The sequence below is a fragment of the Haloferula sp. BvORR071 genome, from assembly GCF_000739615.1.
Taxonomy (GTDB): domain Bacteria; phylum Verrucomicrobiota; class Verrucomicrobiia; order Verrucomicrobiales; family Akkermansiaceae; genus Haloferula.
On sequence record NZ_BATP01000003.1, the window covers coordinates 211,338 to 237,366 of the forward strand.

27 protein-coding genes are annotated in these 26,029 nt (G+C 62.2%); 19 read left to right on the forward strand and 8 right to left on the reverse strand.

Annotation, left to right across the window (positions count from 1 at the left end; all coding sequences use genetic code 11):
- The first annotated feature begins 322 nt into the window (after positions 1-322).
- Complete coding sequence (locus BV071_RS34145) at positions 323-778, forward strand: hypothetical protein (RefSeq protein ID WP_343123396.1); 456 nt, start codon at positions 323-325, stop codon at positions 776-778.
- Here the strand turns inward: BV071_RS34145 and BV071_RS32320 are convergent.
- A complete protein-coding gene (locus tag BV071_RS32320; protein ID WP_052572754.1) occupies positions 736-1,032 on the reverse strand; it encodes a DUF1080 domain-containing protein in 297 nt (98 codons plus the stop codon). The genes BV071_RS34145 and BV071_RS32320 overlap by 43 nt on opposite strands.
- Positions 1,029-1,463, reverse strand: coding sequence for a family 16 glycoside hydrolase (locus BV071_RS32325; RefSeq protein ID WP_052572755.1), 435 nt, complete (start codon positions 1,461-1,463; stop codon positions 1,029-1,031). Before BV071_RS32325 ends, BV071_RS32320 begins: the two co-directional genes overlap by 4 nt.
- Before the next feature lie 403 nt (positions 1,464-1,866).
- Here BV071_RS32325 and BV071_RS35070 point away from each other — a divergent pair, with 403 nt between their 5' ends.
- Together BV071_RS35070 and BV071_RS01780 are read left to right on the forward strand one after the other, a co-directional pair.
- Positions 1,867-2,196: a DUF2007 domain-containing protein gene (locus BV071_RS35070; RefSeq protein ID WP_052572756.1), complete on the forward strand. Its 330-nt coding sequence runs from the start codon at positions 1,867-1,869 to the stop codon at positions 2,194-2,196.
- Between the two features lie 65 nt (positions 2,197-2,261).
- Positions 2,262-2,981 carry a GNAT family N-acetyltransferase gene (locus BV071_RS01780; protein ID WP_035601269.1) on the forward strand — a complete coding sequence of 240 codons (720 nt, stop codon included), beginning with the start codon at positions 2,262-2,264 and terminating at the stop codon, positions 2,979-2,981.
- Positions 2,982-2,998: 17 nt separating this feature from the next.
- On the opposite strand, the gene BV071_RS01785 is transcribed toward BV071_RS01780, so the two are convergent.
- Positions 2,999-4,048: a hypothetical protein gene (locus BV071_RS01785; protein ID WP_035601272.1), complete on the reverse strand. Its 1,050-nt coding sequence runs from the start codon at positions 4,046-4,048 to the stop codon at positions 2,999-3,001.
- Positions 4,049-4,187: 139 nt separating this feature from the next.
- Between BV071_RS01785 and BV071_RS01790 the strand changes: the two genes are divergently transcribed.
- Entirely contained in the window at positions 4,188-4,988 is an 801-nt protein-coding gene (locus tag BV071_RS01790) for a PstS family phosphate ABC transporter substrate-binding protein (RefSeq protein ID WP_035601275.1), read from the forward strand.
- Positions 4,989-4,996: 8 nt separating this feature from the next.
- On the opposite strand, the gene BV071_RS01795 is transcribed toward BV071_RS01790, so the two are convergent.
- Positions 4,997-5,494 carry a VOC family protein gene (locus tag BV071_RS01795; RefSeq protein ID WP_035601277.1) on the reverse strand — a complete coding sequence of 166 codons (498 nt, stop codon included), beginning with the start codon at positions 5,492-5,494 and terminating at the stop codon, positions 4,997-4,999.
- 191 nt (positions 5,495-5,685) lie between these two features.
- Here BV071_RS01795 and BV071_RS01800 point away from each other — a divergent pair, with 191 nt between their 5' ends.
- Entirely contained in the window at positions 5,686-5,913 is a 228-nt protein-coding gene (locus BV071_RS01800; RefSeq protein WP_035601280.1) for a hypothetical protein, read from the forward strand.
- A gap of 13 nt (positions 5,914-5,926) precedes the next feature.
- Here BV071_RS01800 and BV071_RS01805 read toward each other — a convergent pair whose 3' ends face one another.
- Positions 5,927-6,874 (reverse strand): hypothetical protein, encoded by a 948-nt coding sequence (locus BV071_RS01805; protein ID WP_035601283.1) that lies wholly within the window; start codon positions 6,872-6,874, stop codon positions 5,927-5,929.
- Positions 6,875-7,059: 185 nt separating this feature from the next.
- On the opposite strand from BV071_RS01805, the gene BV071_RS01810 reads away from it, so the two are divergent.
- The gene (locus tag BV071_RS01810) at positions 7,060-7,317 is read left to right on the forward strand and encodes a hypothetical protein (RefSeq protein ID WP_265593948.1); all 258 of its coding nucleotides are present in this window, start codon (positions 7,060-7,062) and stop codon (positions 7,315-7,317) included.
- A 14-nt stretch (positions 7,318-7,331) separates the two neighbouring features.
- On the opposite strand, the gene BV071_RS01815 is transcribed toward BV071_RS01810, so the two are convergent.
- The 3 genes from BV071_RS01815 to BV071_RS01835 all read right to left on the reverse strand — a co-directional run bounded on the left by BV071_RS01815 (position 7,332) and on the right by BV071_RS01835 (position 12,062).
- Complete coding sequence (locus BV071_RS01815; protein WP_035601285.1) at positions 7,332-8,651, reverse strand: hypothetical protein; 1,320 nt, start codon at positions 8,649-8,651, stop codon at positions 7,332-7,334.
- Between the two features lie 31 nt (positions 8,652-8,682).
- On the reverse strand, positions 8,683-10,641 hold the full coding sequence (locus BV071_RS35075) for a glycosyltransferase (protein WP_052572757.1): 1,959 nt from the start codon (positions 10,639-10,641) through the stop codon (positions 8,683-8,685).
- A gap of 692 nt (positions 10,642-11,333) precedes the next feature.
- On the reverse strand, positions 11,334-12,062 hold the full coding sequence (locus BV071_RS01835; protein WP_265593949.1) for a hypothetical protein: 729 nt from the start codon (positions 12,060-12,062) through the stop codon (positions 11,334-11,336).
- A gap of 388 nt (positions 12,063-12,450) precedes the next feature.
- Here BV071_RS01835 and BV071_RS01845 point away from each other — a divergent pair, with 388 nt between their 5' ends.
- From BV071_RS01845 to BV071_RS01905, 13 genes are all read left to right on the forward strand, one after another.
- Positions 12,451-13,899 (forward strand): DEAD/DEAH box helicase, encoded by a 1,449-nt coding sequence (locus BV071_RS01845; protein WP_265593950.1) that lies wholly within the window; start codon positions 12,451-12,453, stop codon positions 13,897-13,899.
- A gap of 299 nt (positions 13,900-14,198) precedes the next feature.
- Entirely contained in the window at positions 14,199-15,605 is a 1,407-nt protein-coding gene (locus BV071_RS01850) for an efflux transporter outer membrane subunit (RefSeq protein ID WP_035601292.1), read from the forward strand.
- A gap of 37 nt (positions 15,606-15,642) precedes the next feature.
- A complete protein-coding gene (locus BV071_RS01855) occupies positions 15,643-16,968 on the forward strand; it encodes an efflux RND transporter periplasmic adaptor subunit (protein ID WP_035601295.1) in 1,326 nt (441 codons plus the stop codon).
- Positions 16,969-16,974: 6 nt separating this feature from the next.
- Positions 16,975-17,703 carry an ABC transporter ATP-binding protein gene (locus tag BV071_RS01860; RefSeq protein WP_035601297.1) on the forward strand — a complete coding sequence of 243 codons (729 nt, stop codon included), beginning with the start codon at positions 16,975-16,977 and terminating at the stop codon, positions 17,701-17,703.
- Positions 17,704-17,709: 6 nt separating this feature from the next.
- Positions 17,710-18,915, forward strand: coding sequence for an ABC transporter permease (locus BV071_RS01865; protein ID WP_035601299.1), 1,206 nt, complete (start codon positions 17,710-17,712; stop codon positions 18,913-18,915).
- 83 nt (positions 18,916-18,998) lie between these two features.
- Complete coding sequence (locus tag BV071_RS01870) at positions 18,999-19,649, forward strand: response regulator transcription factor (protein ID WP_035601301.1); 651 nt, start codon at positions 18,999-19,001, stop codon at positions 19,647-19,649.
- A complete protein-coding gene (locus BV071_RS01875; protein WP_052572758.1) occupies positions 19,650-21,281 on the forward strand; it encodes an ATP-binding protein in 1,632 nt (543 codons plus the stop codon).
- 99 nt (positions 21,282-21,380) lie between these two features.
- A complete protein-coding gene (locus BV071_RS01880) occupies positions 21,381-22,043 on the forward strand; it encodes a hypothetical protein (protein ID WP_265593951.1) in 663 nt (220 codons plus the stop codon).
- Positions 22,040-22,687 (forward strand): hypothetical protein, encoded by a 648-nt coding sequence (locus BV071_RS01885; RefSeq protein WP_035601305.1) that lies wholly within the window; start codon positions 22,040-22,042, stop codon positions 22,685-22,687. Before BV071_RS01880 ends, BV071_RS01885 begins: the two co-directional genes overlap by 4 nt.
- A gap of 14 nt (positions 22,688-22,701) precedes the next feature.
- Positions 22,702-23,322, forward strand: coding sequence for a macro domain-containing protein (locus tag BV071_RS01890; protein WP_035601306.1), 621 nt, complete (start codon positions 22,702-22,704; stop codon positions 23,320-23,322).
- Positions 23,323-23,410: 88 nt separating this feature from the next.
- Positions 23,411-23,704, forward strand: a complete 294-nt coding sequence (locus BV071_RS01895; RefSeq protein WP_265593952.1) for a hypothetical protein — start codon at positions 23,411-23,413, stop codon at positions 23,702-23,704.
- A 100-nt stretch (positions 23,705-23,804) separates the two neighbouring features.
- Positions 23,805-25,049 carry a nucleotide disphospho-sugar-binding domain-containing protein gene (locus BV071_RS01900; RefSeq protein WP_035601310.1) on the forward strand — a complete coding sequence of 415 codons (1,245 nt, stop codon included), beginning with the start codon at positions 23,805-23,807 and terminating at the stop codon, positions 25,047-25,049.
- Positions 25,050-25,203: 154 nt separating this feature from the next.
- On the forward strand, positions 25,204-25,998 hold the full coding sequence (locus BV071_RS01905; RefSeq protein WP_035601312.1) for a ParA family protein: 795 nt from the start codon (positions 25,204-25,206) through the stop codon (positions 25,996-25,998).
- Positions 25,999-26,029 lie beyond the last annotated feature (31 nt).

Consider the following 26,029-nt stretch of genomic DNA (forward strand, 5'->3'; position numbering starts at 1 on the left):
TGGCCATCGGTCATCCAGTGTAGTAAGCCGGTCGGTGTAGCAAGCCGAATGAAAAGTAAGGGGCCGCAGCACAAGGCAACGGGCGCGGAATCCACTGTAAGAATAATCCGAAGTATGCTCCTGGCCGGGGTCTATCCACTGCGTGGGAATGAGGAGCGAAAAGCCAGAACATGGCAGCGCAGAGGTTAGCCCGCGCCGTGGATCAGACCCGCTTCGGGTCGCTATCTTGTTCGCCCGTCGGCGGACAAACTATAGCGATTGCCCTGGCTGTGATGTCTGGGACATCCGGCGCGATGCCCGGATTTGTGCCGGCCGCTTGCCGGTGGTCTGCCATCCGCCTTGCCGTGCATGGGGCAAGCTCCGCCACAACGCCAAGCCGCGGCCCGATGAAATCGAGCAGGCCCGTTTTGCTGTGGCCGAGGTCCGCCGCTGTGGTGGCGTTCTTGAGCATCCGGCGTACTCCCAGCTGTGGGCCGATCAGGCATTGCCCCTGCCCGGCCTTGGTGACGATTTCGGCGGCTTCATCCTGCCCGTGCATCAATCGTGGTTCGGCCACCGCGGCCACAAAGCGACCTGGCTGTATGTCGTCGGCACCGATCCGTGCCAGCTTCCCTCGATGTCCTTCCGGCTCGTCTCCGATGACGTCGTGCCGGTCGAGAAAGTAGGCAGGGCTGAGCGCGAGGCCACCCCGCCCGCCTTCTCCCCTTGGCTCCTTATGAAGCTGGCCGATCAAGCTCAGGGGCGCGGGGCGAGCTGCTTGATGGTGATATTCCGGTAGGCCACCACGCCGTGGTCGCCTTGCAGGCATAGCGGGCCCGTTCCGGTTGTGGATTCCTCCGCTCCGCCGTGGGTGGGGCCTAGGACCTCGATGTTTTCCTGCACGAGCTTGCCGTTGTGCAGGACCTTTTCAAATCGGGCGTGCGCGGTCTTGTGACCTTGGGCGTCGAATCGAGGGGCGCGGAAGACGATGTCGAAGGTCTGCCACTCGCCGGCATGCAACGCGACATTCACCTGCGGCGAGTGACCGTTCACATTCGCCTCTCCGATCCACTGCGGGTAGATGCCGCCGCATTCGATGCCGGATACTTGTCCTTTGCGACGCCATGGCTGTCGTAAATCTGGACCTCGTAGCTGCTCATCACATAGACGCCGGAGTTCGAGTGCGCGGGGAGGTTGAACTCCACGTGGATCTCGGCGTCGCCATACAGCTGCTTGCTCAGCAGGAAGGGCACTTCCTTGCCCGAGGCCAAGAGCACGCCGACTCCGTGAGTGGCGACAAAGCGCGAGGAGTCGGCGGGATCGAGCTTCACCGCAGCGACTTCACTCCAGCCGTTTGCGGGCTGCCATGCATCGAGCTTCGCCAGGCTCGTCTCATGGCCCTCGGCCGCATGAAGCGGACTGAGGACAAGCGCGGAGCAACAAAGCGAAAGCGCGCCGATTGGCAGCACATGATAGCGGGTCATGGCGAGGTCAGGTCAGATCGGTTAGGCGAGCGTGTGTGGGTGGAGGATCTTGGTGTTAATACCGCAGGCAGATTTCGATTCTTGCTCTTGGAGGCCCCTGCCCCTGGCATCCGTCGAGATCCCGGGGTGTTGAGGCTGTCTGAGATTTGGATGGCATTCGGTTAAGGGTGGTCTGGCTTCAGGCCGCCTTGGGCGATCCACGCGGATTTTCTCTTGGTTGATGGATTGTGGGAGATCCCGACATCGCACGCGGCGCGCTGAGGCCAGCGCGCCCTACCGGGGTCCGTCGAGAAGCGGTGCTGCCCGCGCGCGCTCCGAGAGCGGCGGGGCCGCAAATGGGAGCACTGCGGGTGTTTCGTTTCGTTCGACAGGCGGCGGTGCCGGGCTTAGGGGTGCAGCAGCGATGAAAGAGCTATTCCGCGAGCGCAATCAGGTGGCACTGAGCCGTTACCAGTCCTTGCTGGAGGCGGCGGGGATTCCGACCTTCATCCGCAACGAAAATCTGTCGCAGTTGGAGGCACCGATTCCGGCATTCATGCCGGTGCTATGCGTGGTGAATGATGAGGATCTGGAGAAGGCGGTGGCGCTGATTCGCGAAAACCAGCAGGAGGCGGCAGAGGCTCCGGTCGCGGAGCGGAAATGCGCGGCCTGTGGAGAGATGAATCCGGGGAGTTTCGAGATTTGTTGGAACTGCGGGGCGGATCTGGCAGCCCAGGATCTAACAGGGGTCTGAACGCGGAGCCTTTGGCCTAACCGTTCGAGCTTTCCCTTCGCGGTTCCCCTCTGCTTATTTCAGCCATGCTTTCGGACTCGGCAGTCGGGATCGCGAACCGTCATTGGGCGAGTGAATTCGGCATCGATCCGGAAGGGATGTTCGCGGAGGAATTGATGCTGGTCCGACATGCCGAGGCGCTGGCGGATTACGATGGGATCTTCGCGTTGTTCCGCGAGGGGCGAGTGATGGTTTCGCTGCCGGGAGATCGTTTCGAGGCTCTCCAACGGCGTCTGCCTGAGTGGTCCCCTGCCCTTGATCCGAGGGCTTGGGCCGGGTATTTTCGGGATGCTGGCTTCCGGGTGATCGGGCCGGCCTACATCGGCTATGCGGGAGCGGTGCCGGAGATGGAGGGTGTGCGGAATTTGTCAGAGGCGGATCTGGCGGCGGTGGAACGCTTGCGGCTGGCGTGTGATCCAGAGGAGTGGGATCACGGTGGGAGTGAGGCGGGCGAGGTCCCCTGCTCCGCTGCTTTTGCGGAGGATGGTGAGATCGCGGCGCTGGCGGGATATGAGATTTGGTCGGAGGAGATCGCGCACATTTCGATCGTGGCGCATCCGGGATATCGCGGGCGTGGTTATGGTCGTGCGGCGGTGGCGCATCTGGCGGCGCGGGCTTTGAGAGCGGGGCTGCTGCCACAGTACCGGACGCTGGAGGCGAATGCGCCATCGGTGGCGATCGCGCGGGCCCTGGGCTTCGAGCGCTATGGCTGCTCGGTAGCGGTGCGGCTGGCGGGAGGGGGTTGATGCGAGGGCCCCTGCCCTCACCACTGCATGCGGGCGTGGCTGAGGCGCAGGATTTTGCCGCTGCGGCGGTCGATGATGGCGTGGGCGGTGAAGAGGCCCTCAGACATGGTGATCTCATAGGCAACCGGATCGAGGGGCTGCAATGGAGGCTCGGCGGGGAGCCATGCTTGCTGCTCGGAAAAGCCGCCATGTTCGATGCCACTCCACGGCTTGATCTCGTCGGGGGCGAGTTCCCGGAGCTTGGACCAGAGCCGAAAGCTGCCATTTTCGTAGCGGACGTCGCGGACTGCCTTCCAGTTTTTCCAGGCGATGGCGACGGCCCGGGCTTCGGTGATCGTGGTGGGGTAAGTCTGGATGAGGGTCGCGATGTCGGCGACTTCGGTTGCAGTCGGGCCGCGGTGACAGGAGAGAGTCCATCTGCCGAACCCATCTAGAGAGGCGCCGAGGTTGGCGTAGGTCTTCATGGGGATGCCTTCGGGGAGTGGAGTCCAAGTGAGATCCGAAGCGCCTGTGAGTCCTTCGGGGCCGGCGTTGATGTGGTCGATCTCAAGGTCGCCCACGGGCTTGAAGCCGAAGGCGCGCAGGTAGCAATCGGCGGCGTACTCGGCGAATTTCTCCGGGGTGGTGATGCGGTTGCCTGACAGTGGCAGGCGTGCGTCGGAGAAGTAGATCGATACCGGTTGGTTCTCCGCATCGAAGCCTATCGAGAGAAAGGTTTTGTTCTCCTTGTCTCTCTGGGTGACTGCGAGCTCGGTGCCGCGGTCCTCGAATTCGGGTGGCTGGTCGGTGGGGCTGAGTTGGAAGCGAATGAGGATGGCGCGGAAGGCTGCTTCGGCTTTCTCCCGTCGGGATTGGGGGATCTCCGGTTTGATCTGTGGCCCGAAAAGGGGGGCTTGCACTGGAGCAGGCGGTTGCCCTTGGTCGATCAGCTTCGCGAGTGCGGCGGCCTGATATTCCGATGAAGCCTCGACCACTGCCTGCTGATACTCAGCAGGCTCTTTCTGCTCTGCTGCGGGTGCCAGCGCGACGCATGCGCCGGAGAAGATGGCGGAGAGAAGTAGCTTCATGGATTGCCTGAAGCCTTAGCACGGCGGACGGTTCGAGTTGAGTAAAGTCGGAGTAAATGTGCCGGGGCTGAGGGACGGCATGGCGGATTTGTCACGGCGAGCCACTTGAAGAAGAGAGATTACAGGAGAATGTGCCGGGATGAAGTTGGCGGCTCAGATTCTGGCGGGAGTGGCGATGATTGGTCTGGCGGGGGCTGAGGTAATCCGGATCAAGGGCTCCGATACGCTGGGGGCGAAGCTGATGCCGCGGCTCAACGAGAGCTACCGGGCGAAGCACCCGGGCATCGATTTCGAATTGTCCGCCGAGGGATCCGCGGTGGCCTTCCCTGCCCTAGTCAATGGCACGGCGGATCTCGGGATGTCGTCGCGCAAGGCGACGCCGGCGGAGCTAGCAGCAGCACAGGCAAAGGGCATCAAGCTGGTGGAGACAGTGGCCTGCCACGACATGATCGTGGTGGTCGTGAACAAGGCCAACAAGTTGAAGGCCCTGAAGAAGACCGAGGTGGCCAAGGTTTTCACGGGCGCGGTGAAGGACTGGAGCGAACTCAGCGGTGCGCCAGGTGCCATCTCCATTTACACCCGCAACAGCGCCTCCGGAACCTACAAGGACTGGCAGGCGATGGCGATGAATGGCAAGGACTATGCGCCCAGCGCCCAGAAGATGGCCGGCACCGAGCAGGTGGTGCAAGAGGTGGGCGCGAACAAAAACGGAATCGGCTACGTGGGGCTGGCCTCCGTGATGAAGGATGCAAACGTCCGCGGCGTGGTGATCGACGATATCGAGCCGATAGCCGCCAATGCGAAGAAATACGCCTACAGCCGCGTGTGCTACTACTACTCGCGGGAAGATGCGTCAGCTGCGGTGAAGGAGTTCTTGGCCTTCGCGACCGGTGAGGAAGGCAAGAAGCTCGCAGAGCAGACGGGATTCGTGCCGGATTGAGTGCTCGGCTAGCGGCCGTCGAAGGCGGCTTGGAGCTTGGCGATGTCCAGTTTCTTCATCTCATGCATGACAGTGAGCATGCGCTGGGATGCCACGGTATCGGGGTCCACGAAGAGTTTGGGGAGCATGCTGGGGACGACTTGCCAGGATACTCCGAACTTGTCCTTCAGCCAGCCGCAAGCCTGGCAGGAGGGGTCGCCACCTTCATTCAGCTTCTCCCAGTAGTAGTCCACTTCGGCTTGGTCGGCGCAGTCGATCTGGAGGGAGATGGCCTCGTTGAACTTGAAGAGCGGGCCGCCGTTGAGCGCAGTGAAGGATTGGCCATCGAGCTCGAAGTAAATGGCGCAGACGCTGCCGGGTTCGCGGCCGTGGTGCTCTCGTCCGGCCTCGCCATAGTAGCCGATGTCCCCGATCTTCGAGTTCTTGAAGATCGAGGTGTAGAACTTCACGGCTTCCTCGGCATTGCTATCGAACCAGAGGCAGGGGCTTAACTTGGAGAGTGGCATGGCGCGGTGGTGGTGGTGATGGATGGAACTCAAGCAAGCGACGAAGCAGTCGCGACCGGATGGACACTCGGCGCGAAAATTTCCGCTGTCGAATGGCATCGGGTTTGGCTTCGGCCGATTCCTCCTTGTTTCCCGCGGGGAATGGCGCATCCTAGCAGGTTGAATTCACCTTAACCCAATCCCATCATCCCATGTCTGACAAAACGCAACGGGCAGCGCAGGATTTCCGGGGGGCGGAAGGGCGGCTCCAGGGAGCATTCAATGGCGTGATGAACCTCGGGCGGCTGGATCCGTCTGTCCTCACGGATATGCTCGCGGGGCTGCAGCGCCAAGCGCAGGGGCTGGCGACGCTCGCGGATGCAGTGAGCGAACTGGACGAGAAGGTGAATGCGCTGAAGCGGAAGATGGGAGTGCCGTGAGAATGGGATGGCTTCACTTGTCCTTCTTCCCGGACATCATCTGCTGGGCCATCTTGATTCCCATGAGCTGCATTTCCTTGGCCTGCTTGCGGTATTCCAGGAAGGCAGCTTGCTGCTCGGGGTTGAGGATCTTGGCGGTCTCGGCGGTGAGCTTGGCATCCTGTTTTTGCCAGCCGGATTCGAAGTTCTCCTCGAGGTTGCCTTTGGACAGCTCCTCGAAGGCCTTGGGGCCGGAGTAGTCCGGCGCATCAGACTGGGTGCGGGCGGTATACATCGCGTCGATCAGCTTCTGCTCGGTAGCCGCGTCGAGGCTGGCGCTCTTGCTGTTCATCGTGGCGCGGATGCCCTCGAGTTGCTGGCGCTCCGGCAAGCGGTCACGGTAGGCGGTGTAGTTCTTGAAGTCCTCGTCGTCATTGAGGAAGGCCTTGATCTCGCCTTCGTTGCTAGCCTTGCGCTTGTCCATTTCGGCTTGGAGCTCCTTCATGTCCACACCGCCGCCCATCATCTTCATGCCGAGTTCCTGCTGGTCGGAGATGTCCTTGCCGAGGAGATTCTTGAAGTAGTCGCTCTCCTCCTTGCTCAGGCTGAGGCCACCGAGGTAGTCCTCATACATCATGGCCACGGCGATCTTGACGCCTTGGTTCATCATCGCCTTGCCGGCGGGATTGTCCCACATCTTGCGCACCGTCTTGGAGAAATCCTCGGGGCCATCCTTCTCGTCCGCCGGTTTGGGCGAGTCGGATTTGGCCGCTCGATCGGTCTTCGCGGTACGGGTTGCGGGGGATGGATCTTTTGCTGCTGGGTTTGGGGAGGGTGGAGAGGACGCCGGGGAGGCGACGGACGCGGCGTTGGCCGTCGCTGACGCGAGCGAGCCACGGAGGGAGGCGATGCGGGATTCTTCGATCGCGACGGTGGCGGCGATCGCCACTAGCACCAAGCCGAGGGCATGGGGTGTTTTCATCGTCGGGCAGACTGTCAGATTCCTGAAGGCATGCCATTCCAATCGAAGGGCTTGCGTGTAAGCGCGCGACCCGAGGTCTCCCTACCACGGAAAGCGGATTGACGGGCGTGGTGGATGGCGCGATGGAGGAGGCAGCCAGCCCGGAGGAAGCATCCTGCTCTCCGGGCGCAACTCCCCACCCTGCCATGCAAGTGAAAATCGGTGATACGGTGCGGATGCCCGGCTTCCCGGGGCTGCTGAAGGTGGAGGATATTTCCGGAGCTCTCGGCATGGTGAGCTGGACCTCATCGAAGGGCGAGGTGATCCGAGGCGAGGTCTTCCTCTCGCAGCTCCAGCCTGCTGACTGGTATCAGGGCAAATCGGGCTTCGTGGCTGAGGTCGGCAAGCCGGTGCCGCCTCCCTTCGCGGAAGAGCGCTGGGAAATATCTGCGGATGATGCCTGAACAGAAAGGCTCGCTCAGCGCGGCTCCGCGATCCAGTCCCAAAGCGGCCGCTGACTGCCATCACGCAGGGTGATGCCCTGCGGGTGGAGCGGGTGGATCCCATCGTGCCCGGTGGCTACGCAGGCGATGGCGGTGACACCGATGCCGGAGAGTGACTCGACTTCGCCGGCTTCGCAGGTGGCATTGCCATTGCGGTCTTGCCAGACGGCGATACCCTCCAATTCGGGGCCGCTGATGCTTTGATCGCCGTTGGAATCAAGCATCGAGAGCGCTTGGAAGCCATCACGCCAGAAGATGCCCCACGTGTAGGTTCCAAAGAACTGGCGACCATCATGGATGGGTTGCGTGCCGTCGCCATTCCAGACGAGGAAGGCCGCGTGTGGGCGGAGCCATGGCCAGACCGAGCCCTGCTTCATACCGGAGATGTCGAAGCTGACCTTCGCGTTGGCATCGATGAGCGAGTCTAGAGCCTGGTCCCTGGCGGAGGTCGCGAAGACCAGCGGCGTGATCGGTCCTCGCGGCAATTTCGTGAGACGTTCGAGGTGAGCCTTGACCTTGGCCGCTTGCGGGGCATCTGGAGCCAGCTTGAGGTAAGCCTCTCCTGCTTCATGACTGACCAGGGAGCTGATGCCACGGATCGGCATGTGCGCGGCCCCGGCATCGGCAGTGGCCGACAACTCGAAGGCATGAAGGTAAAGCTCCGCGAGTTCAGCGTCCGACTTGGCAGCGGGAAGGTCCGGCAGTGCCTTCATGGGATCGCGCAGGGCCGGGCTGGAAAACTGTTGCCACAGGGAGGCCTTGCCGAGGGCGAACAAGGCATCGTCCGGCTTCATCGTGATGGCTTTCTCGAAGCCGTCACGAGCGGAGAGGAAGTGCTTCAACGAGTCTGCGGGAGGCATGGCAGGCGCTTGCCAATTGCTCTTCCTGAGAGCCTCGATCTCAGCATCCACCGCGGCCCGGAAATCGGCATCGCCGCCGAACAAGGGCGGCGGCTCGGCGAGATTGCGGCGCTCCGCGACCCGCCGGACGGCCTCCGCGCGAACCGGATCGGCCTTGGATTGCGGCCCATCACCGATTGCTGGCGGGCTGTCCTCATTGATGGGAAAGGCCGCGACTTGAGTAGCGCCGTAGATGAAGGCGGCATAGTGGATCCGTGCCAAGGCGTAGGGGCCCATCGGATCATCCCCGTGGGCCGTGATATAGCGTTCAGCACCTGCCGCCAGTCGCTCCACCGGCAGCGGCTGTGGCATCATGAACTTGCCTTGCGCCCGCGGAGCTGCCAACGAAGCGGAAGCGGCGAGAAGCAGGACCGCTGGGAAGAGCTCTTTTTTCATCCCTGCTAGATCGCTCCGATCGGGAGCGCGCTCAAGCGGAAAGCACCACTGTCGCTTGCCCTGTCCTGCGGGTGGTGTCGTTGCGGACCTCAGCCGCGAGTTCGGCCATGAACTGGGTATAGTGGATCAGCTCCAGACGTCCGTCGTGGTGCTCGACGATGGCCGTGAGACTCTCGACCCAATCACCGGAGTTCAGGTAGCGGATCTCGCCAACCTGCTTGTCCTCGGGGGTGTGGATGTGGCCGCAGATGATGCCGTCGCAATTCTTCTTGCGGGCGAATTCCTGGAGCTGGGTCTCATACTCGCCCACGAAGTTCACGGCAGACTTCACGCGGGCTTTGATGGCCTTGCTGACAGAGTAGTATTCCTTGCCAATCCAAGCCCGGTAGCGGTTGTAGATGCGGTTCGCACTGAGCAGGGCGTCGTAACCGATCGCACCAAGCACGGCGACCCACTTGTGATTGGTGGAGACCGCGTCGAAGCCATCGCCATGGACGACGAGGTAGCGTTTGCCGTCCACACCCTTGTGGATGTGCTCCTTCACGAACTGCAGCTTGCCGAAGCCGAGTGGCAGGAAGCGCTCAAGGATATCGTCGTGATTGCCGCGGAGATAGACTACCTCGGTGTCATCTTTCTCCATCTTCTTGAGCACGGTGCGGATGAAGCGGCTGTGGCGCTTGCGCCACTTCGCGCCCCGTTTGAGAGCCCAGCCGTCGATGATGTCGCCATTCAGCACGAGCTTCTCGCAGCGGGTGTGCTTGAGGAAATCGATCACCTCGTGGACCTTGGAGTCCTCGGTGCCGAGGTGGACATCGGAGATGAAGATGCTGCGGAAGTTCCGCTTCGGGCGCTTCTTGCGTTCCCGTAGCGTGAGTGTCACCGGGCCGCGGGCCTCGCTGGCTTCGAGGAGGTGGTTTTCAAAGGAGTCGACGACTTGATCCCAGCCGAGGTCTTCAGCGGAGGCGCGGGCCTCGGCGCGGAAGGTATCGTTCCGCCAGTGCCGCAGGGAGCGGAAGCATTCAGCAAGGTAAGCATCGGATTCACCCTTGGGTGCCTTCAGGCCGTTGCTCTCCTGGGTAACGTGGCGGGCGGAGGCTGCATAGTCGTAGCTGACCGTGACCAAGCCGCTGGCCATGCCTTCTAACAAGACGTTCCCGAAGGTCTCGGTCTCGCTGGGAAAGAGCAGGATGTCCGCGGAGGCGTAGTGGCGGGCGAGATCTTCGCCAGTCTGCATGCCAGCGAAGTGGACGTAGGGATTCTCAAGCTGGAGCTTCTCGCGGATCGGCCCATCGCCCACTACCACACAGCGCAGGTCCGGAATCTGCTCGCGCATCTTGCGGAAGCACTCCATCGCGAAGGGCAGATTCTTCTCCGCAGCCACGCGACCAACAACGAGGGCCACCGGCGACTCCGCACGGGCTCCCCAAGCGGCGCGCAACGCGGCATCGCGCTTGGCGGGATGGAAGAACACAGTATCCACGCCCCGGCCTAAAAGGCGGACGTTATTGAAACCTTCCCGCCGCAGCATGTCCACGACGTCGGTCGTGGGCGCCATGGTCAGGTTTGCGCGGTTGTGGACGCGCTTGAGATAGGCCATCGCCGCGGGCTGCAAGCCGCCGAGGAGATACTGTTCCATGTATTGATGGAAATTCGTGTGGAAGCCCGCAGCCACCGGAATCTCCAGGGCATTCGCCGCCTTGATCGCGGAACTGCCAAGCGGGCTCTCAGTGGCGACGTAGACAGCGTCCGGGCGCCTCTTGGTCCAGCGCTTGCGCAGCTTGAAGGGCCCGGGCAGGCCGACACGCACCTCCTTATAGCCCGGCAATGGCACCGACGCGGCCACGGTCTCTCCCCTGCCCCCGCCCTCGCCCGTGCGGATCACATGGACCAGATGACCCTTGAGGCGGAGACCGTCGCAGAGGCGACCGAGCGTCATGGCCACGCCATTCACGTCGGGAGCAAAGGTGTCAGTGACGATGTCAATTCTCATGGATATTCAAGAGTTTCAAACTAATCGCAATGTGGATTTAGCATGACGCCGCGTCACACGAACTCATCATTCAGGTGTCGAATTCGACACCTGAAGATCTGCCGGCCAGATCGAGGCCCGGCCTTACTCGAATCTAACAGTAGTCATCAGCCGTGAGAAACGACTGGGATCTTTCGAGTGACTTCCTTGAGTCTCCGCGAGGGCGAAGAAGTAGACCTCGCTGGGAGAGAAATACATCCGACTGCTGATCACGACCCCTGTCATCCCACCACCGAAGCTGGCCAAGTCTCCTGACAACACATGATCCATCGTGCGAAGCCCTGAGTGCCACCCCCTACTCCGGTGGAGCTCCCGGGCATTCTTGAAATTGAGCTGTGAGGACGCGGTCTTCATCGCAAGAGCCCCGGCTTGATCCCATTCCCGCGGAGTCATCTTGTCTAGATCCTGTTGGTGAGCTGCCCGCTGCACCATGAACATGCGGGTCCACTGGAAGTTTGGTCCAATGCCATAAACACCCCCGGGGAGTGGACGCGTGAGTAGGACGGAGGCAACTCGAACACGGCATGGCCAAACCGAGGCGGACTGGTGGCGCAGGAGCAGAAAAGGACGGCCGCCAAAAAACAGACGAGCCGGAAGATCACGGCCGGGATGGAGGGTTTCATTTCGGTTGCTATCGCCGTTACGAAGTCTCCTCAGGCCGCAGTGATCGCCGGAGTCAGCGAGGCTACCGTGGGAATCGTCGCTCCCTGCAATTCGGCTTCGGGCCGCATCTTGAAGCTGACGTTGCGTGGATAGACCTCGATCTTCGACTTGCTGCCCTTGTCGAAGACCTCGACGGCGATCAGCTTGGTGTATTCCTCATCCTTGTCCTTGTCGCCGATGAAGGTGCAGTTCTCGAAGACGCACTCGCGGGTGATCATCGCGAAGCTAAGAGGCACGGTGCACTTGATGAAGCGGCAGTGGATGACCCGCAGCCAGCGCTCGTTGACGAAGTCGGCGGGTTGCTTCTTCTTGAAGCTCATCGGCGGTAGCTCGATGTTCTCAAACACGGAGTCTTGAATCCGGAAACCGGTATCAACGATATTGAGCGGCTTCGCGAAATTCTTCCGGATGATGCAGCCATCCATATAGGTCTTCGCGGCGAGGTCACCGCCATACCAGATGCCGGTTTTGCCGAAGCGGCAGTCGTCGAAAGAGCAATTGGTGAAATAATAGTGGCAGGCGTGGTCCACCTCCAGTGGCAGCTTCTCGAACTGGCATTTCGTGGCCAGCAGATTGCCCCCGGAGATCTCCACCCGGCCCTTGTCGCCGCCGGTCCAAGTGCTGCCGGGAGAAATCACAATGAGAGGCCACTTCTTTTTACCCCGATCCCCGATGACGATGGCAGAACGGACACGTTCCTTGCCTGCGGGGATGGTCATCGGCTCAAGCCAGCGGTCCTTGATCGCAAAAGGCTTCTCGAAGACCGGTGGGCCCGCGGCAAAGCATGGGAAAAGAGCAGTGGAGATCCCCGGGGGGGGTGGGCCTGAATACACAGATCTTTCTTTTTGGATGCCCTGTCCAATGTCAAAACTACCTGCTGATATCGCGGCCCCACCAAAGTAACTCCCTTGCCCCTTTCTCGCGATTCACCTTGCGTTCGTGAGCTTTACGGCTAAGTTCCCGGCGTCGGCCGAGGCCGAAGGAGTTTTTTCCAAGAACTCCAGCCCCTTCCGGTCTTCATCGATGAGAGATTGTTCTGGGACTTCTACCTGATGCTCATCGACACCGCCAGCCGCCGGGAATCCGGCCGGGCAGGCACTTGAAAACATGACCCCTGATACATTCGAGGCGTTGCCACTGGCTGCGCCCCTTCATCGTGCTTTGCGCGATCTTGGCTACACCGTGCCCTCGCCGATCCAGGCGCAGGCGATTCCACTTCTGTTAGAAGGCCGTGACCTGCTGGGTTGCGCCCAGACCGGCACGGGCAAGACCGCCAGCTTCGCGCTGCCGATTCTACACGCCATCCATGAAAAGCCCAAGGCTCTCAAGCCGAAGACGACGCGCACCTTGATTCTAACACCCACTCGCGAGCTCGCAGTGCAGGTGGCCAAGAGCTTCACCACTTATGGCAAGCAAGTCCGCTTTCGTCAGACGCTGATCTACGGTGGCGTCGGCCAGAATCCACAGGTCGCCGCGATGCGAATCGGCGTGGATGTACTGGTCGCGACCCCGGGCCGCTTGCTCGACTTGATCGAACAACGGCACCTCGACCTGAGCGGCGTGGAGTTCTTCGTGCTCGATGAGGTGGACCGCATGCTCGACATGGGCTTCGCTCGCGACGTGAACAAGATCGTCTCGATGCTGCCGCAGCAACGCCAGTCACTGTTCTTCTCCGCCACCCTGGCACCGAATATCGTGCAGCTCGCGGAGATCATTTTGCGCAATCCGGCGCGGGTCAGCATCCAGCCGCAGACCACGACCGCCGAGCGGATCGAGCAACGCGTGGCCTTCATCCACAAAGAGCACAAGCGCCACTTGTTAGAGCAGTTGCTTTCCGAACAAGCGAAGGCTGGCAGCGCGAAGCTGACGATTGTTTTCAGCCGCACCAAGCATGGCGCGAACAAGCTCGCCAAGGGCCTTTGCGCCGTCGGCTTCCAAGCGGATGCCATCCACGGCAACAAGTCCCAAGCCCAGCGCGAGAAGGCGCTCGACCGCTTCCGTAAAGGTCTCACTCCCGTGCTGGTGGCCACCGATGTGGCAGCCCGCGGCGTGGACGTGAAGGATGTGGGCCTGGTGGTGAACTTCGACCTGCCGAACGAGCCGGAAGCCTACGTTCACCGCATCGGCCGGACCGGTCGCGCCGGAGCCGACGGTCTCTCGGTATCGTTCTGCTCGGATGAAGAACTCGAGTTCCTGCGCGACATCGAGAAGGTCATCAAGATGCCCGTGCCACTCTGGAATGACCACCGCTGGCATGACGAAACGGTGGCCGACAAACACGCTCGCGGCATCCGTGGGCCGGTTCCTGCCCGTGGCGGGAAGTCCGGCGGCGGACAGAAGCGTGGCGGGGGTGGCGGCCGCAACCAAGGCGGCGGCCAAAAGCGAGGAGGCCAAGGGCAGAATCGTGGCGGACAAGGCTCAGGCCAAAGTCAGAGCCAAGGCGAATCCCAAGCTGCCCCAGCGGTGGCGGGTGCAACCGGATTCAACCCAGCACGTCGGCGCCGTCGCCGCAGTGGAGGCCGCAGCCACTACAGCGGCGCCAACTCCAGCCGCTGAGCCCCGAGCCCGTCTCTTTAATTGATTTGAAAGCCGCTCCTGTGATGGGAGCGGCTTTTCCTTTGGTGGGTCGAGGCAGATTACTTGGCAGTCCGTCTCCACAATCCCGGACACTTCCCTCAATCGGCCCCTTGCATTGATGCGATCATGCCAAGCAAGGGGCATGGATACCAACGCCGATTCACGAATGCGCAACGCTGGATTTATTCCCATTCTTTCAAGGAAAAGTAGCTCCGTCATGTCTGAAAAATCCAGCTCCTTCACCTTGTCTAAAGGTGACAACTGCCACCTTCCCGCACATGACCTCGCCTGCCCGCCGCCGACTCATCGCGATTCTCGCCATGGGTTCCACCGCCTTTGTCGCGCCCTCGTGTACCCCGACGGCACCGAAGGCCCCGAGCGTCACCCTCCCGGTCTCGTGGCGGAATGCAGCGGGTTTCCCCACAGCCTCGCCGGATCGCGATCTCTCGCGCTGGTGGGGACAATTCGGAGATCCTCAACTCACCCGTCTGATTGGCGAGGCGCTGGCCGGCAATAAGGATCTCGCCTCCGCCGTCTCCCGGGTGCGCGAGGCCCAAGCGCGCCGCGATGCCCAGAAGGCCTCGCTCTACCCCACTCTCGATTACTCCGGTGCGCGTAGTACCAACGCCCGTTTCGATGACTGGACCCGCACCAGCTCCGGCACCGCTTATTCCGCTGGCCTGAGTGCTTCGTGGGAGCCGGACTTCTTCGGCCGCAATCGCCAGAGCATCGCTGCGGCTACCGCGAATGCCGAAGCCGCAAAGGAGGATCTCCACAGCGCACAGGCATCGCTCGCGTCGGAAGTCGCCCTCGCCTATCTGGATCTCCGCGCCGCTGAAGGCCGCCTGCAGGTGGTGAAGGAGAGTGTAAAGACCCGCGAGGAAACCACCCAGATTGCATCATGGCGTGCTCAGGCGGGTCAGATCGACGCCCTCGAACTCCGCCAAGCCGAATCGAGCCTGGAGTCCGCGCGCACTCAATTGGCCACCCTCAATCAAAACATCGAGCAAACCCGCAATCGTCTTTCCCTGCTCTGTGGACGGGTCCCCGGTGATGTCTCCACGGGAGCCGGGTCCGTGCCCGTGCCAGGGCGCCGCTTGGGCGTGGGCATTCCCGCCGATACCATTCGTCAGCGCCCGGACGTGCGCGCCGCCGGCTATGCATGGGTCGCATCGATCGCAAACACCCACGCTGCCGAGCTTGAGCGCCTCCCAAGCCTGCGCCTCAGCGGTAATCTCGGCGTGGATACGCTGCACTCTTCGAAACTGTTCAATCCCGAGTCCGCCGCCGCTGGCCTCATCGCTGGCATCTCTGGTCCGATCTTCGATGGTGGCCGCATCCGCGCGAACATCACCGCCCAGAGCGCGGCGGAAGAGCAGTCCTTGCTCGCTTACGAACGCAGCATTCTCACCGCCCTCTCCGAAGTGGAGGACGCCCTGATCGCCTGCCGCCAGACGGAGCTTCGTCTCTCCACCTTGGAAAAGGCTGCCGACGCCGGCCGCGAGGCGTCCAAGCTCGCCACCCAGCGCTATCGCACCGGTGTGATCGACTTCCTCACCGTGCTGGATGCCCAGCGCAATACCCTCGCTCAGGAGGAAGCCCTCATCAATGCCCGCGCCGACCGCGCCGCTGCCCACGTCCAGCTCTACAAGGCCCTCGGCGGCGGCTGGTCCTCAGCTTCCTGAATTATTCCCCCTTCCCTTCTTTCTTCTTCCTACACCCATGTCCAAGCCTGACTCGTCCGAGGATCTTGCCGCGATTGTCCGCCAAGGTGCTTCCAACCCTTTGAAAAAATGGATCTACATCGTCATCGGCCTCGGCCTGATCGGCGGTGGCTGGGCCTACTATAAGTCCCGTGACAAGGAAGTCGCGGGCGGCCCTGAATTCCTGACCGAACCTCTGGAGCCGGGTGACATTTCGATCGAAGTCACCGCCACCGGCACGCTGGCACCGATCAACCAGGTCACCGTGGGCAGCGAGCTTTCCGGTACTGCATCGGAGGTCTATGCGGATACCAATGACCTCGTGAAGAAGGGCCAACCGCTGGCAAAGCTGGATACCACCAAGCTCGAAAGCCAGACCGATCGCAGCCGCGCCGTGCTGGCCGCTGCCAAGGCCCGGGTCAACCAGGCGCGGGCCACCCTCACGGAAAGTGAGGCCAACCACGCACGCCTCAAGGAACTGCACAAGCTCAGCGGTGGCCAGACTCCGTCGAAGGCAGAGATGGAAACTTCCGATGCAACTGTCGCCCGTGGTCTGGCCGATCTCGAGAGTGCCAATGCCTCGGTGGAGCAGGCCCAAGCCGATCTCAAGTCGATCGAGCGTGACCTTAGCAAGACCATCATCCGCTCGCCCGTCGACGGCACCGTGCTCACCCGCAAGCTGGAAGTCGGCCAGACCGTGGCCGCCTCCTTCACCGCACCGGAGCTTTTCGTCATCGGTGAGGACCTCAGTAAGATGGAGCTCAACGTCGCCGTCGGCGAGGCCGAGATCGGTCGCATCGAGGCCGGACAGGAAGCCGAGTTCAGCGTCTCCGCCTGGCGCCAGCGCACCTACAAGGCCTCGGTCAAGAAAGTGCTCTTCGGTTCCGTGGTCACCAACAACGTGGTGACCTACAGCACCGAACTGGACGTCAACAACGACGACCTGAGCCTGCGCCCAGGCATGACCGCCACCGCCGAGATCTACGTGACGCGCAAGGAGAACGTCCTCACCGTTTCCAATGCGGCGCTGCGCTTCGACCCTGAATCCGCCGCCAGGCTCGGCCAGAAAGCCGACGATAGCGGTGGCAAGACCTTGGTGCAGCAAATGTCCCCCTTTGGCGGTCGCCGCGGGGGACGCATCGGCCGCGGCAACACCGGCGGCCCGCCATCAGGTGGCCCCGACCCCAAGAAGGGCGCGCGGATCTGGGTGCTGGAGGACGGCAAGCCGGTCGAGATCTCTGTGACCACCGGCGTGACCGATGGCAACCGCACGGAAGTCAGCGGCGAACAACTCAAGGAAGGCATGGCTGTGATCATCAGTGCCAAGCCGAAAACCACCACCTGAGCTGTCGTGGAAAAGACCCTCATCGAGCTCCAGGCTCTGACCAAGACCTACGGTCGCGGCGATGCCGCGTTCCAAGCCTTGAAAGGCGTGGACCTCACCATCCACAAGGGCGAATTCGTCGCAGTCATGGGGCCCAGCGGCTCCGGGAAGTCCACGCTCATGAACCTGCTGGGCTGCCTTGATACCCCGACTACTGGCAGCTATATGTTCGAGGGCATCGCCGTCGAGACGCTGAACAAGGACCAGCGTTCGCTGCTGCGGCGGCACGCACTGGGTTTCATCTTCCAGGGCTTCAATCTGCTCGCACGCACCTCCGCGCTGGAGAATGTCGAGCTGCCGCTGCTCTACCGCGGCTACACCCGTAGCCAGCGCCACGAGATGGCCCGCGAGGCGCTCCGCAGTGTCGGCCTGGGCAACAAGGAGCGCAACACGCCCGCCGAGCTTTCCGGAGGTCAGCAGCAGCGCGTCGCCATCGCCCGCGCGATCGTGACCCACCCCGGGACCCTTTTCGCTGACGAACCGACCGGCAACCTCGATTCAAAGACCACTCTGGAAATCATGGAGCTGCTTTGCCGTCTCAACGACGAGCGCAATATCACCGTGCTGATGGTGACCCACGAAGACGAGGTCGCCCACTATGCCAAGCGCATCGTCCATGTCCGCGACGGCCTGATCGGCTCTGACGTGATCAACGAAGACCGCGCGCTGCGCAACACGCCGGCAGCCACCCACTGAACCAAGATGTTCTGGAACGCTCTCATTATCGCCCTGCGGGAGATCCGCCGGAATCTCCTACGCGCCTTCCTCACTGTCATCGGCGTAGTCATCGGCGTGGCGGCAGTGATCACCATGGTCACGCTCGGCAACGGTGCCACCGAAGCCATGAAGGAAGGCATTTCGAAGCTCGGCAACAACCTGCTGACCGTGCGCCCGGGTCAAGGCTGGGGGCCTTCCGCCTCGCCGCTCTTCAGCCGCACGGATGTGGAGATGATCCGCCAGCAGGTTCCCGGCATCAAGCACATCACGCCGCTGTCGAACACCACGGTGCAGGCCATCTATCAGGAGCAGGCGCGCCAGACCGATGTCCAGGGCGTCTATCCCGAGTATTTCCCGATCAGCAATTGGAAGATCTCTAGCGGCCGATTCTTCGACATCAGCGAACTGAACACCGGTGAACCGGTCGCTGTCATCGGCGAGACGATCAAGAAGGAGCTGTTCATGGGTGAGGATCCGATCGGCAAGCGGATCCGCTTGCTCAATACGGCCGTCACGGTGATCGGCGTGACCGAGGTGAAAGGCTTGGCCGGCTGGGGCGACGATTTGGATGACAACATCATCATCCCGATCACCACGCTGCAAAGCCGGCTGAACGGTCAGATGTTCAAGCAGAACGTCAATCAGATCATGATCTCCACCATCGATGGCTACCCAACCGACGGGGTGATGACTGATATCGCCGCGCTGATGCGCGAGCGCCGCAATCTGGCTCGCACGGTGCAGGACAACTTCTCGGTCACCGACTCGCGCCAGGTCGCGGAGGTGATGAGCTCCAGCATCAAGATCATGACCAGCCTGCTCGGGGCGGTAGCCGGAGCCAGCCTTTTGGTCGGCGGGATCGGGATCATGAATATCATGCTGGTCTCGGTGACCGAGCGGACGCGGGAGATCGGCATCCGCATGTCCATCGGCGCGCGGGCGCGTGAGGTCATGGCGCAGTTCCTGGTGGAGGCGGTGACCTTGTCCTGTGTGGGCGGGCTGGCCGGCATTGGCCTTGCCTATGTGGCCTGCTACTTCCTGGCGCCGATGAGCGGTGCTCCCTTCCATTTCGACCCCAAGATCAACATCATCGCGTTCGTCTTCTCCGCGGTGATCGGCATCGTCTTCGGATTCATGCCAGCAAGCAGGGCGGCAAAGCTCGATCCGATCGAAGCACTCAGACACGAATGAGTTTGATGGTTGGACGGTAAAACCAACGATCGCCCGGACCCGCTTCAAACTATCAGTCATCACCTATAGACCATCCACCACTCGTGCGGCTTCTAGTCATCGAAGACGATCCCCTGCTCCGCCACAGCCTGACCGAAGGGCTGCGGGAGGAGCAGTATGCCGTCGATGCGGCAGCCGATGGGCCCGAGGGTCTGGCAAAGGCCAGCGAGTCCGGCTACGACGCAATCATTCTCGATGGCATGCTTCCCGGCTTCGATGGCTGGGAACTCCTGCTGCGCCTGCGTCGAGAAAAGACGACCCCGGTGCTGATGCTCACCGCCCGCGACGCCATCCCCGATCGCATCCGCGGCCTTGATGCCGGCGCCGACGACTACCTAACAAAACCCTTCGACTTTGAGGAACTGCTCGCCCGCCTGCGTGCCCTCATCCGCCGCAGTTCCGGAGGCAGCACCAGCACCATTGAAGTCAGCGACATCACAATCGATATCGCCGCCAAGCTGGTCCGCCAGGATGGCGAGACCGTCCCGCTCACCCCGCGCGAATATCGCCTGGTCGAGTACCTCGCCTTGCACCGCGGCTGCGTCGTCAGCCGCACCGAGCTCTACGAGCATCTCTTCGACGAGAACGAAGACTCACTCTCCAATCTCCTCGACGTCCACGTCTCGAACGTCCGCAAGAAGCTCGGAGCCTCCTTCATCTCCACCCGCCGTGGTCACGGCTATTGCATTGAGTAGATGATGGGCAGGCTCTTCCAGTCGGTCCGCTGGACCATGCTGCTGTGGTATGCGCTGATCCTGCTGGCGCTCATCACCGGCGTTTGCATGTTGGCTTATCGCCTCGCCTCGAACGACCGCACCGCACAGCTCGACAGGGAAATCCGCAGCTTCCAAGGCAGTTTCTTCCGCACGCTCTTCACGGTCCACCCGCTTCCCAACAAGGACGATCGGGCAAGCACCGAGGATCTCCGCGAACGCCTGCGTGATCCCGGAGATCTCGCCTCCGCGTCTCCGGAGCTCCACCAACTTTTCACCAGTGGCTTCTACATCGCCTTCTGGGATACCGACGGCACGCCGCTCTACACATCGCCAAATGCGCCTGCTGATCTCAAGCGGCCGAAGCCGAGCAAGGACACCCAATACGTCGACCGCGGCAAGCTCCGCGAGATCCTCCGCTACGACCCGGAAGGTTTGAGCTCGCTCGCCGGGCATGACGTCGGCGCCGAGCGCGGTGAACTCATCCGCTTCGGTGTTTGGCTTGGCCTCGGCGGCGGTGCTTTGTGGCTGATCGGTCTCGGCGGCGGTTGGTGGCTTGCCGGCCGCTCGCTCAAGCCGATCGACGACATAGGCCGTACTGCCTCGCGCATCGCCGCAGGAAATCTCAACGAGCGCATCGAGATCGCGAATACCGACAACGAACTCGGCCGCCTCGGCCAAGTCCTCAACGACACCTTCGACCGCCTCTCCGATGCGATCGAGCGCCAGAAGCGCTTCACCGCGGACGCTTCACACGAGCTCCGCACCCCGGTTACTATCATCCTGTCGGAGACCCAGCGCGCGCTGAAGCGCGAGCGCGAACCTGAGCAATATCGCGAGATCCTCGGCAGTTGCCGTACCGCAGCCGAGCGCATGCGCTCCCTTGTCGAGTCGCTCCTGGTTCTGGCCAAGCAAGACTTGCCGACTTCGAACGGCACTCGTCTCACCTGCGACCTTGCCGAGGTCACCGCGGGCGTGGCCGATCTCCTTCAACCGCTGGCCGACGAACACGCCACCAAGATCGTGCGCGAGCTTGCTCCAGCGCCCGTGCACGGTGATCCGCACTCGCTCGCGATGGTGGTGCAAAACCTTGTCTCGAATGCGCTGGTGCATCCGCCTGCCGGGGGCACCGTTCGCATCCGCACGATCGCGCAGCCGGACTCGGTCTGCCTTGAAGTGGCCGACTCCGGCCCGGGCATCTCCGCCGAGCATTTGCCCCGACTCTTCGACCGCTTCTATCGCGCGGACTCTGCCCGCGGCCAGGTGAATGGACATGCCGGGCTCGGTCTTGCCATCGTCAAGTCAGTCGTCGAAAGCCATGGCGGAAAAATTGAGGTGGATAGCAGCCCACAAGGCGGCACCTGCTTCCGCGTGACCTTGCCGCTGGAGGGGGCTGTTCCACCGCCTTGGCTCCAGTTTCCCGGACAAAATTCCGTCTGGGGCGGCTGGCGGCAAGGCAACGGGGAGCACTGGCTCCTCAATACTTGGCTACCCTACTGGCGTTCCCTGCAAGGCACTGGGCGCACCGCGTATCTCGATCGTTTCCCTCCGCCCGACGACGATTGGCGGGAATGGATTGACCACTTGAAGACGCGGACCGCGGGGCAAGCCTGACTTGTTGCCCCACCCCACGGGTGTCAGGAGCTCCCGTATTGCCTTCCACCGTGGAACATATCAGTATCGGCGACGACTGATCCCAGTCCGTCCATGCCGATGAAACTGCTCCTGACTATCATCGCCTTTCTGGCCCTCGCTCAGCACCCCGCTCCCGCTGCCGAACTTTCCTTCGGGGTCGAGCAAACCCAGACGATCTTCCGGACATGGTTCCAAGAACGCATAACTGAATTGGAGCTCAAAGACGCACACTTCACCGACGCTTACAACCGCATACTGGCACAGTGGCGAAGCGCCAACAACCTGCCCTTCCCGTTTGCGCTGGCCGAGTTCGAGTCGGTGGAAACCTCCTCTCACATGCAGGACCCGGTGGTTAGCATGTCCTTGAAAAACCTGAGCTACCCCGAGGCGCTCGACCAGGTCTGCAAGGCCTTCGGCCGGCGTCTCATCCCCGGTGCGGGAGTCTTCCACCTGAATCCACCGAGCCAGTCCAATAGTAATTGGAACACCTGCACCTACGCCCTTTCTCCCGGTATCTTCCGGCAACTCGGGCTCGATCCCGCTGCCCCCAACAAGTCAAAGCTCATCGCGGGCTATGCCGAACTCGGCATCAGGCTCGATTTCGAATCCGCGCGCTTGGATGATACGCAACTCGTGCTCTATGCCGATGCCGGGACCCACCAGCGGATGCAGGTCATCAACGAGCTGTTAGGCAGGGGCTACACCATCACCCCGAACGGCAAACCAACCCGCCGCCCATGAAAGCGCTCCGGCTCCCGGTCTCCCTTCTGTTCCTGATTTTGTCTCCCGCATCCTCCGTGGCCACGGATAAAGGAATGGCAAACATCGTCTTCGAGATGTGGAGCAGGGCGAGCATCCCTTCCTTCGATCTCACGAATGCCAGCTTTGAGCAAGGCTACGACCGTCTCGTGCGCGAGTGGGCAATGCAAGACATCAGGACAGGTTTTCCGCTCGCCCTGAGCGATTTCGAGCTCGACGCCGACGTCAAGGAGGAGCCGCCGAGGGTTACCATGTCTCTGCGGCAGGTGCCTTTCAGCGATGCCTTGGAGCTACTTTGCAAGGCGACAGGCAGACGGGTAATCCCGCTCTCCGGCCCCTTCCGCATTCAGGTCCAGGCCCCCGCCGCCCCATCGGGGGAGTGGTATACACGGACATACCAACTCTCACCCGCCCTGACCAAGAAGCTCCTCTCCGACCCCGTGGACAAAATCAGGATGTCCGCTGTCTACGAACGCTTCGGCATCCACTTCGAATCCTGGATGTCCACACACCTTCTCGGTGACCGCCTTCTCGTCTTGGCTGGCGAAGAGCAGCACCGGCAGATCGTTTTCATCAACAGCCTCCTCGAGTCGGGCTACACGATCACCCCGCCAGAAAAGAAATAGATCCTGTTAGACCGATGCGACTTATACTCGTCGATCGCGGCCAGGAGACCAGTGAAGTCTTCCGCTGGCAGTTCCGCAAACATCCCGAAGTGGAAATCGTCTGCGGCCGCTTCGAAGATCTCCCGGCCTACGACTGCATCGTCACTGCCGGCAATTCCTTCGGCCTTATGGATGCCGGCGTGGACCTCGCCGTGGTCAAACACTTCGGCCGCGACCTCATGGAGCGCATCCAGCGCCAGATCCTCGCGGATTTCCTCGGTGAGCAACCGGTGGGCACGAGCATCATCGTGCCCACCGGTCATCCCGCGCATCCCTTCGTCGCCCACACGCCAACCATGCGCATCCCCATGAACATTCGCGGCACCGATCACGTGTATCTCGCGATGTGGGCCGCGCTGACCGCCGTGCACCGCCACAACCGCGACGAATCCCAGCGGGCGATCCGCACCCTTGCCTGCCCCGGACTCGGCACCGGCACGGGTGGCGTGGAGCCGCTCGAAGCCGCGCTGCAGATGCTTCTCGCTTGGGAGCACTTCCTGAAGCCGCCGGAGTTCATCAATCCGAGCTTTGCCCAAGTCCGCCACGAACGGATCCACTACGGTGGCCGCTGGGGCTTCGAGAACCCGCGGCGCTAGCCCGCATCTCCGGAACCTTGACAAGTCGGTCCTCAGTATAGTGATTCAACCAGCTATGAGCAAACTCCCGCTGTTCAGATCGCGGCTCATGGCTGTTGTCGTCGTATTTGCAACTTCCTGTGCACGGCGGGAATTGACCGTGATCGATGGCACGGGAAAGCCGCTACCCGAGGTTCAGATTTCCGTCATCAAGGGGGATGGCTCCGTTGTTTCCGCCCTCACGGACGGCCACGGCAAAGCGGATTTCGGAACCGGCAAGTGGACTGCTATCAACCAGTCGCTTTCCGTCAAATTGACCTACAAGGGCGAGACGATCTACGACCAAGTGAGCAAGGCTCCTGATTCATCCCGCTTGAGTATCGCAACGGCCCGCCAGCCTTGAAAAGCGATTGAATGGCACCCGGTGTGCCCGTTTTGCATGCGCAGCAAGCCGGGCTTTCGGATTGCCGGATCACGGATTTGCCCCACACAGGGAGCAACAAATGCGCATCCTCATCTACGCCATGGGCAGTGCGGGCGATGTCCACCCGTTCACGGGCATCGGCCGTGCCCTGCAAGCCCGCGGCCACGAAGTTACCCTGCTCACCAGCGCCTACTTCGAGGACCTCGTTCGCCGCGCCGGCCTGGAGTTTCGCGGCATGGGCACGGTGGAAGACTTCGAGCGTGTGCAGGCTGATCCGCATCTCTGGCATCCGCTCAAGGCCTTCCCTTCGATCGTCCGCAATGCGGTGAATCCGAGCTACGAGATGATCCTCGCTGCGGCGCAGGAGCTCAACGACCCCGGCAACACCCTCATCGTCGCCAGTTCCTTGGCTTGGGGCTGTTTCGTGCCCCGCGAGCTTCTCGGCATCCCTGTCGTCTCCGTGCACCTCGCCCCCGCGCTCTTTACCAGCAATTACCGCGCACCGGTCATGCATGGCACCCTGCCACATGGCGCGCCCCGCTGGATGAAGGCCCTGCAATGGTGGGGCGCTGGCAAGATCGTGGACCGGCACGTCCTCCCGGAGTGGAACCGCTTCCGCCAGCAGCATGGTCTGCCGCCCGACCGGAACATGATCCGCCAGTGGCACTCGCCCGACCGCGTGATCGCCTTCTTTCCTGACTGGTATGCCCCGCCCCAGCCTGATTGGCCCGCGCAGACCCGACTCACCGGGTTCCCGATGTTCGATGAAGCCGGCCTCCGCGAATTACCCGCGGACCTCGATGACTTCCTCGATGCCGGAGATCCTCCGATAGTCTTCACCCCGGGCAGCGCGATGGACCGCGGCCAAGACTTCTTTATCGAGGCGCGCGAAGCCCTCCGAATCCTCGGCAAGCGCGGCATTTTCCTCAGCAAGTTCACCGATACCATCCCCGCCGACCTGCCGCCTGAGATCCGCCACTATTCCTTCATTCCTCTCAGCCAGGTCCTGCCCCGCGTCGCCGCCCTCGTCTATCACGGCGGCATCGGCACCTGCGCCCAGGCCCTGCAGGCAGGGATACCCCAGCTTGTCATGCCCATGGCCCACGACCAGTTGGACAACCTCAGCCGCGTCCGCGATCTCGGTGTCGGCGATGGCCTCCATCCCTGGCAGTTTAAAGGCCCGCGCGTCGCCGCCACTCTGGACCGGCTCCTCAAGGACCCCGCGATCCAGCGCCGCGCCAAGGAAGTCGCAGCAAAATTCCGCCCCGCCGACTGGATCGAGGAGAGCTGCCGCCTGATCGAGGACACGCTGCCACCGCGATAGGCTTACCCCGCCTTGGGATTTCGCGGGGTTGCGCGCTTTTCGCGGTTCATCTTTCACTCATCCCCACCCGAAGCACCGCATTCTCTCCGGTTTTGTTTGCAAGCCCGCGCCCTGACCGGAAGACTCCGCGCCGCTGCTGTCCGTCCATTTGCTGATGAAAGTCGTCGCCGTTGCAAACCAGAAGGGTGGCGTGGGGAAAACCACCACCGCGCTCAACCTCGCCGCCGCCCTCGCCCTCAAGGGCCACCGCGTGCTGCTCATCGATCTGGACCCGCAGGCGAATACCACCAGCGGCCTCGGCTTGGATGTCGATGGCGAGGCGACCGTCTACCCGGCCCTCCTCGGCCACGCCAATGTCCGCGACAAGGTGATCCCTTCCGGCCGCGAGAATCTCTCGGTCATCCCCTCCCACATGGACCTCGCTGGCGTGGAAATCGAGCTGGCCCGCAGTGATGATCACCTCGTTCGCCTTCGCACTCACCTCCAGGGGTTGAAGCCGAACGATCTCTTCGATTTCTGCGTCCTCGACACCCCCCCCTCCCTCGGCGTGCTGATGACATCCGCCCTCGCCGCCGCGGATGAGATTCTCATCCCGCTCCAGTGCGAGTGGTTCGGCCTCGAAGGCCTTGCCAAGATCGTCCATGTGATCGACCAGATCCGCGACTCCGGTGCGAACCCTGACCTTACTCTTGAGGGTATCGTCATGACCATGTTCGACGGCCGCACCAACCTCGCCAAGCAGGTGGTCGATGAGGTCGGCAACTACTTCCCAAACCAGCTTTACCAAACCGTAATTCCGCGGACTATCCGCCTTGGCGAAGCCCCCAGCCACGCCAAGACCATCTTTGAACACGACCCCGATGGCATCGGCGCGCGGGCCTATTCCGGCCTCGCGGATGAGTTCCTGACCCGCCACGCCGCGAACGGCCCGCTCTTGGCGGGAGCCTGATTTCCACCCCGCTCGGGACTCGCTGGTTCTC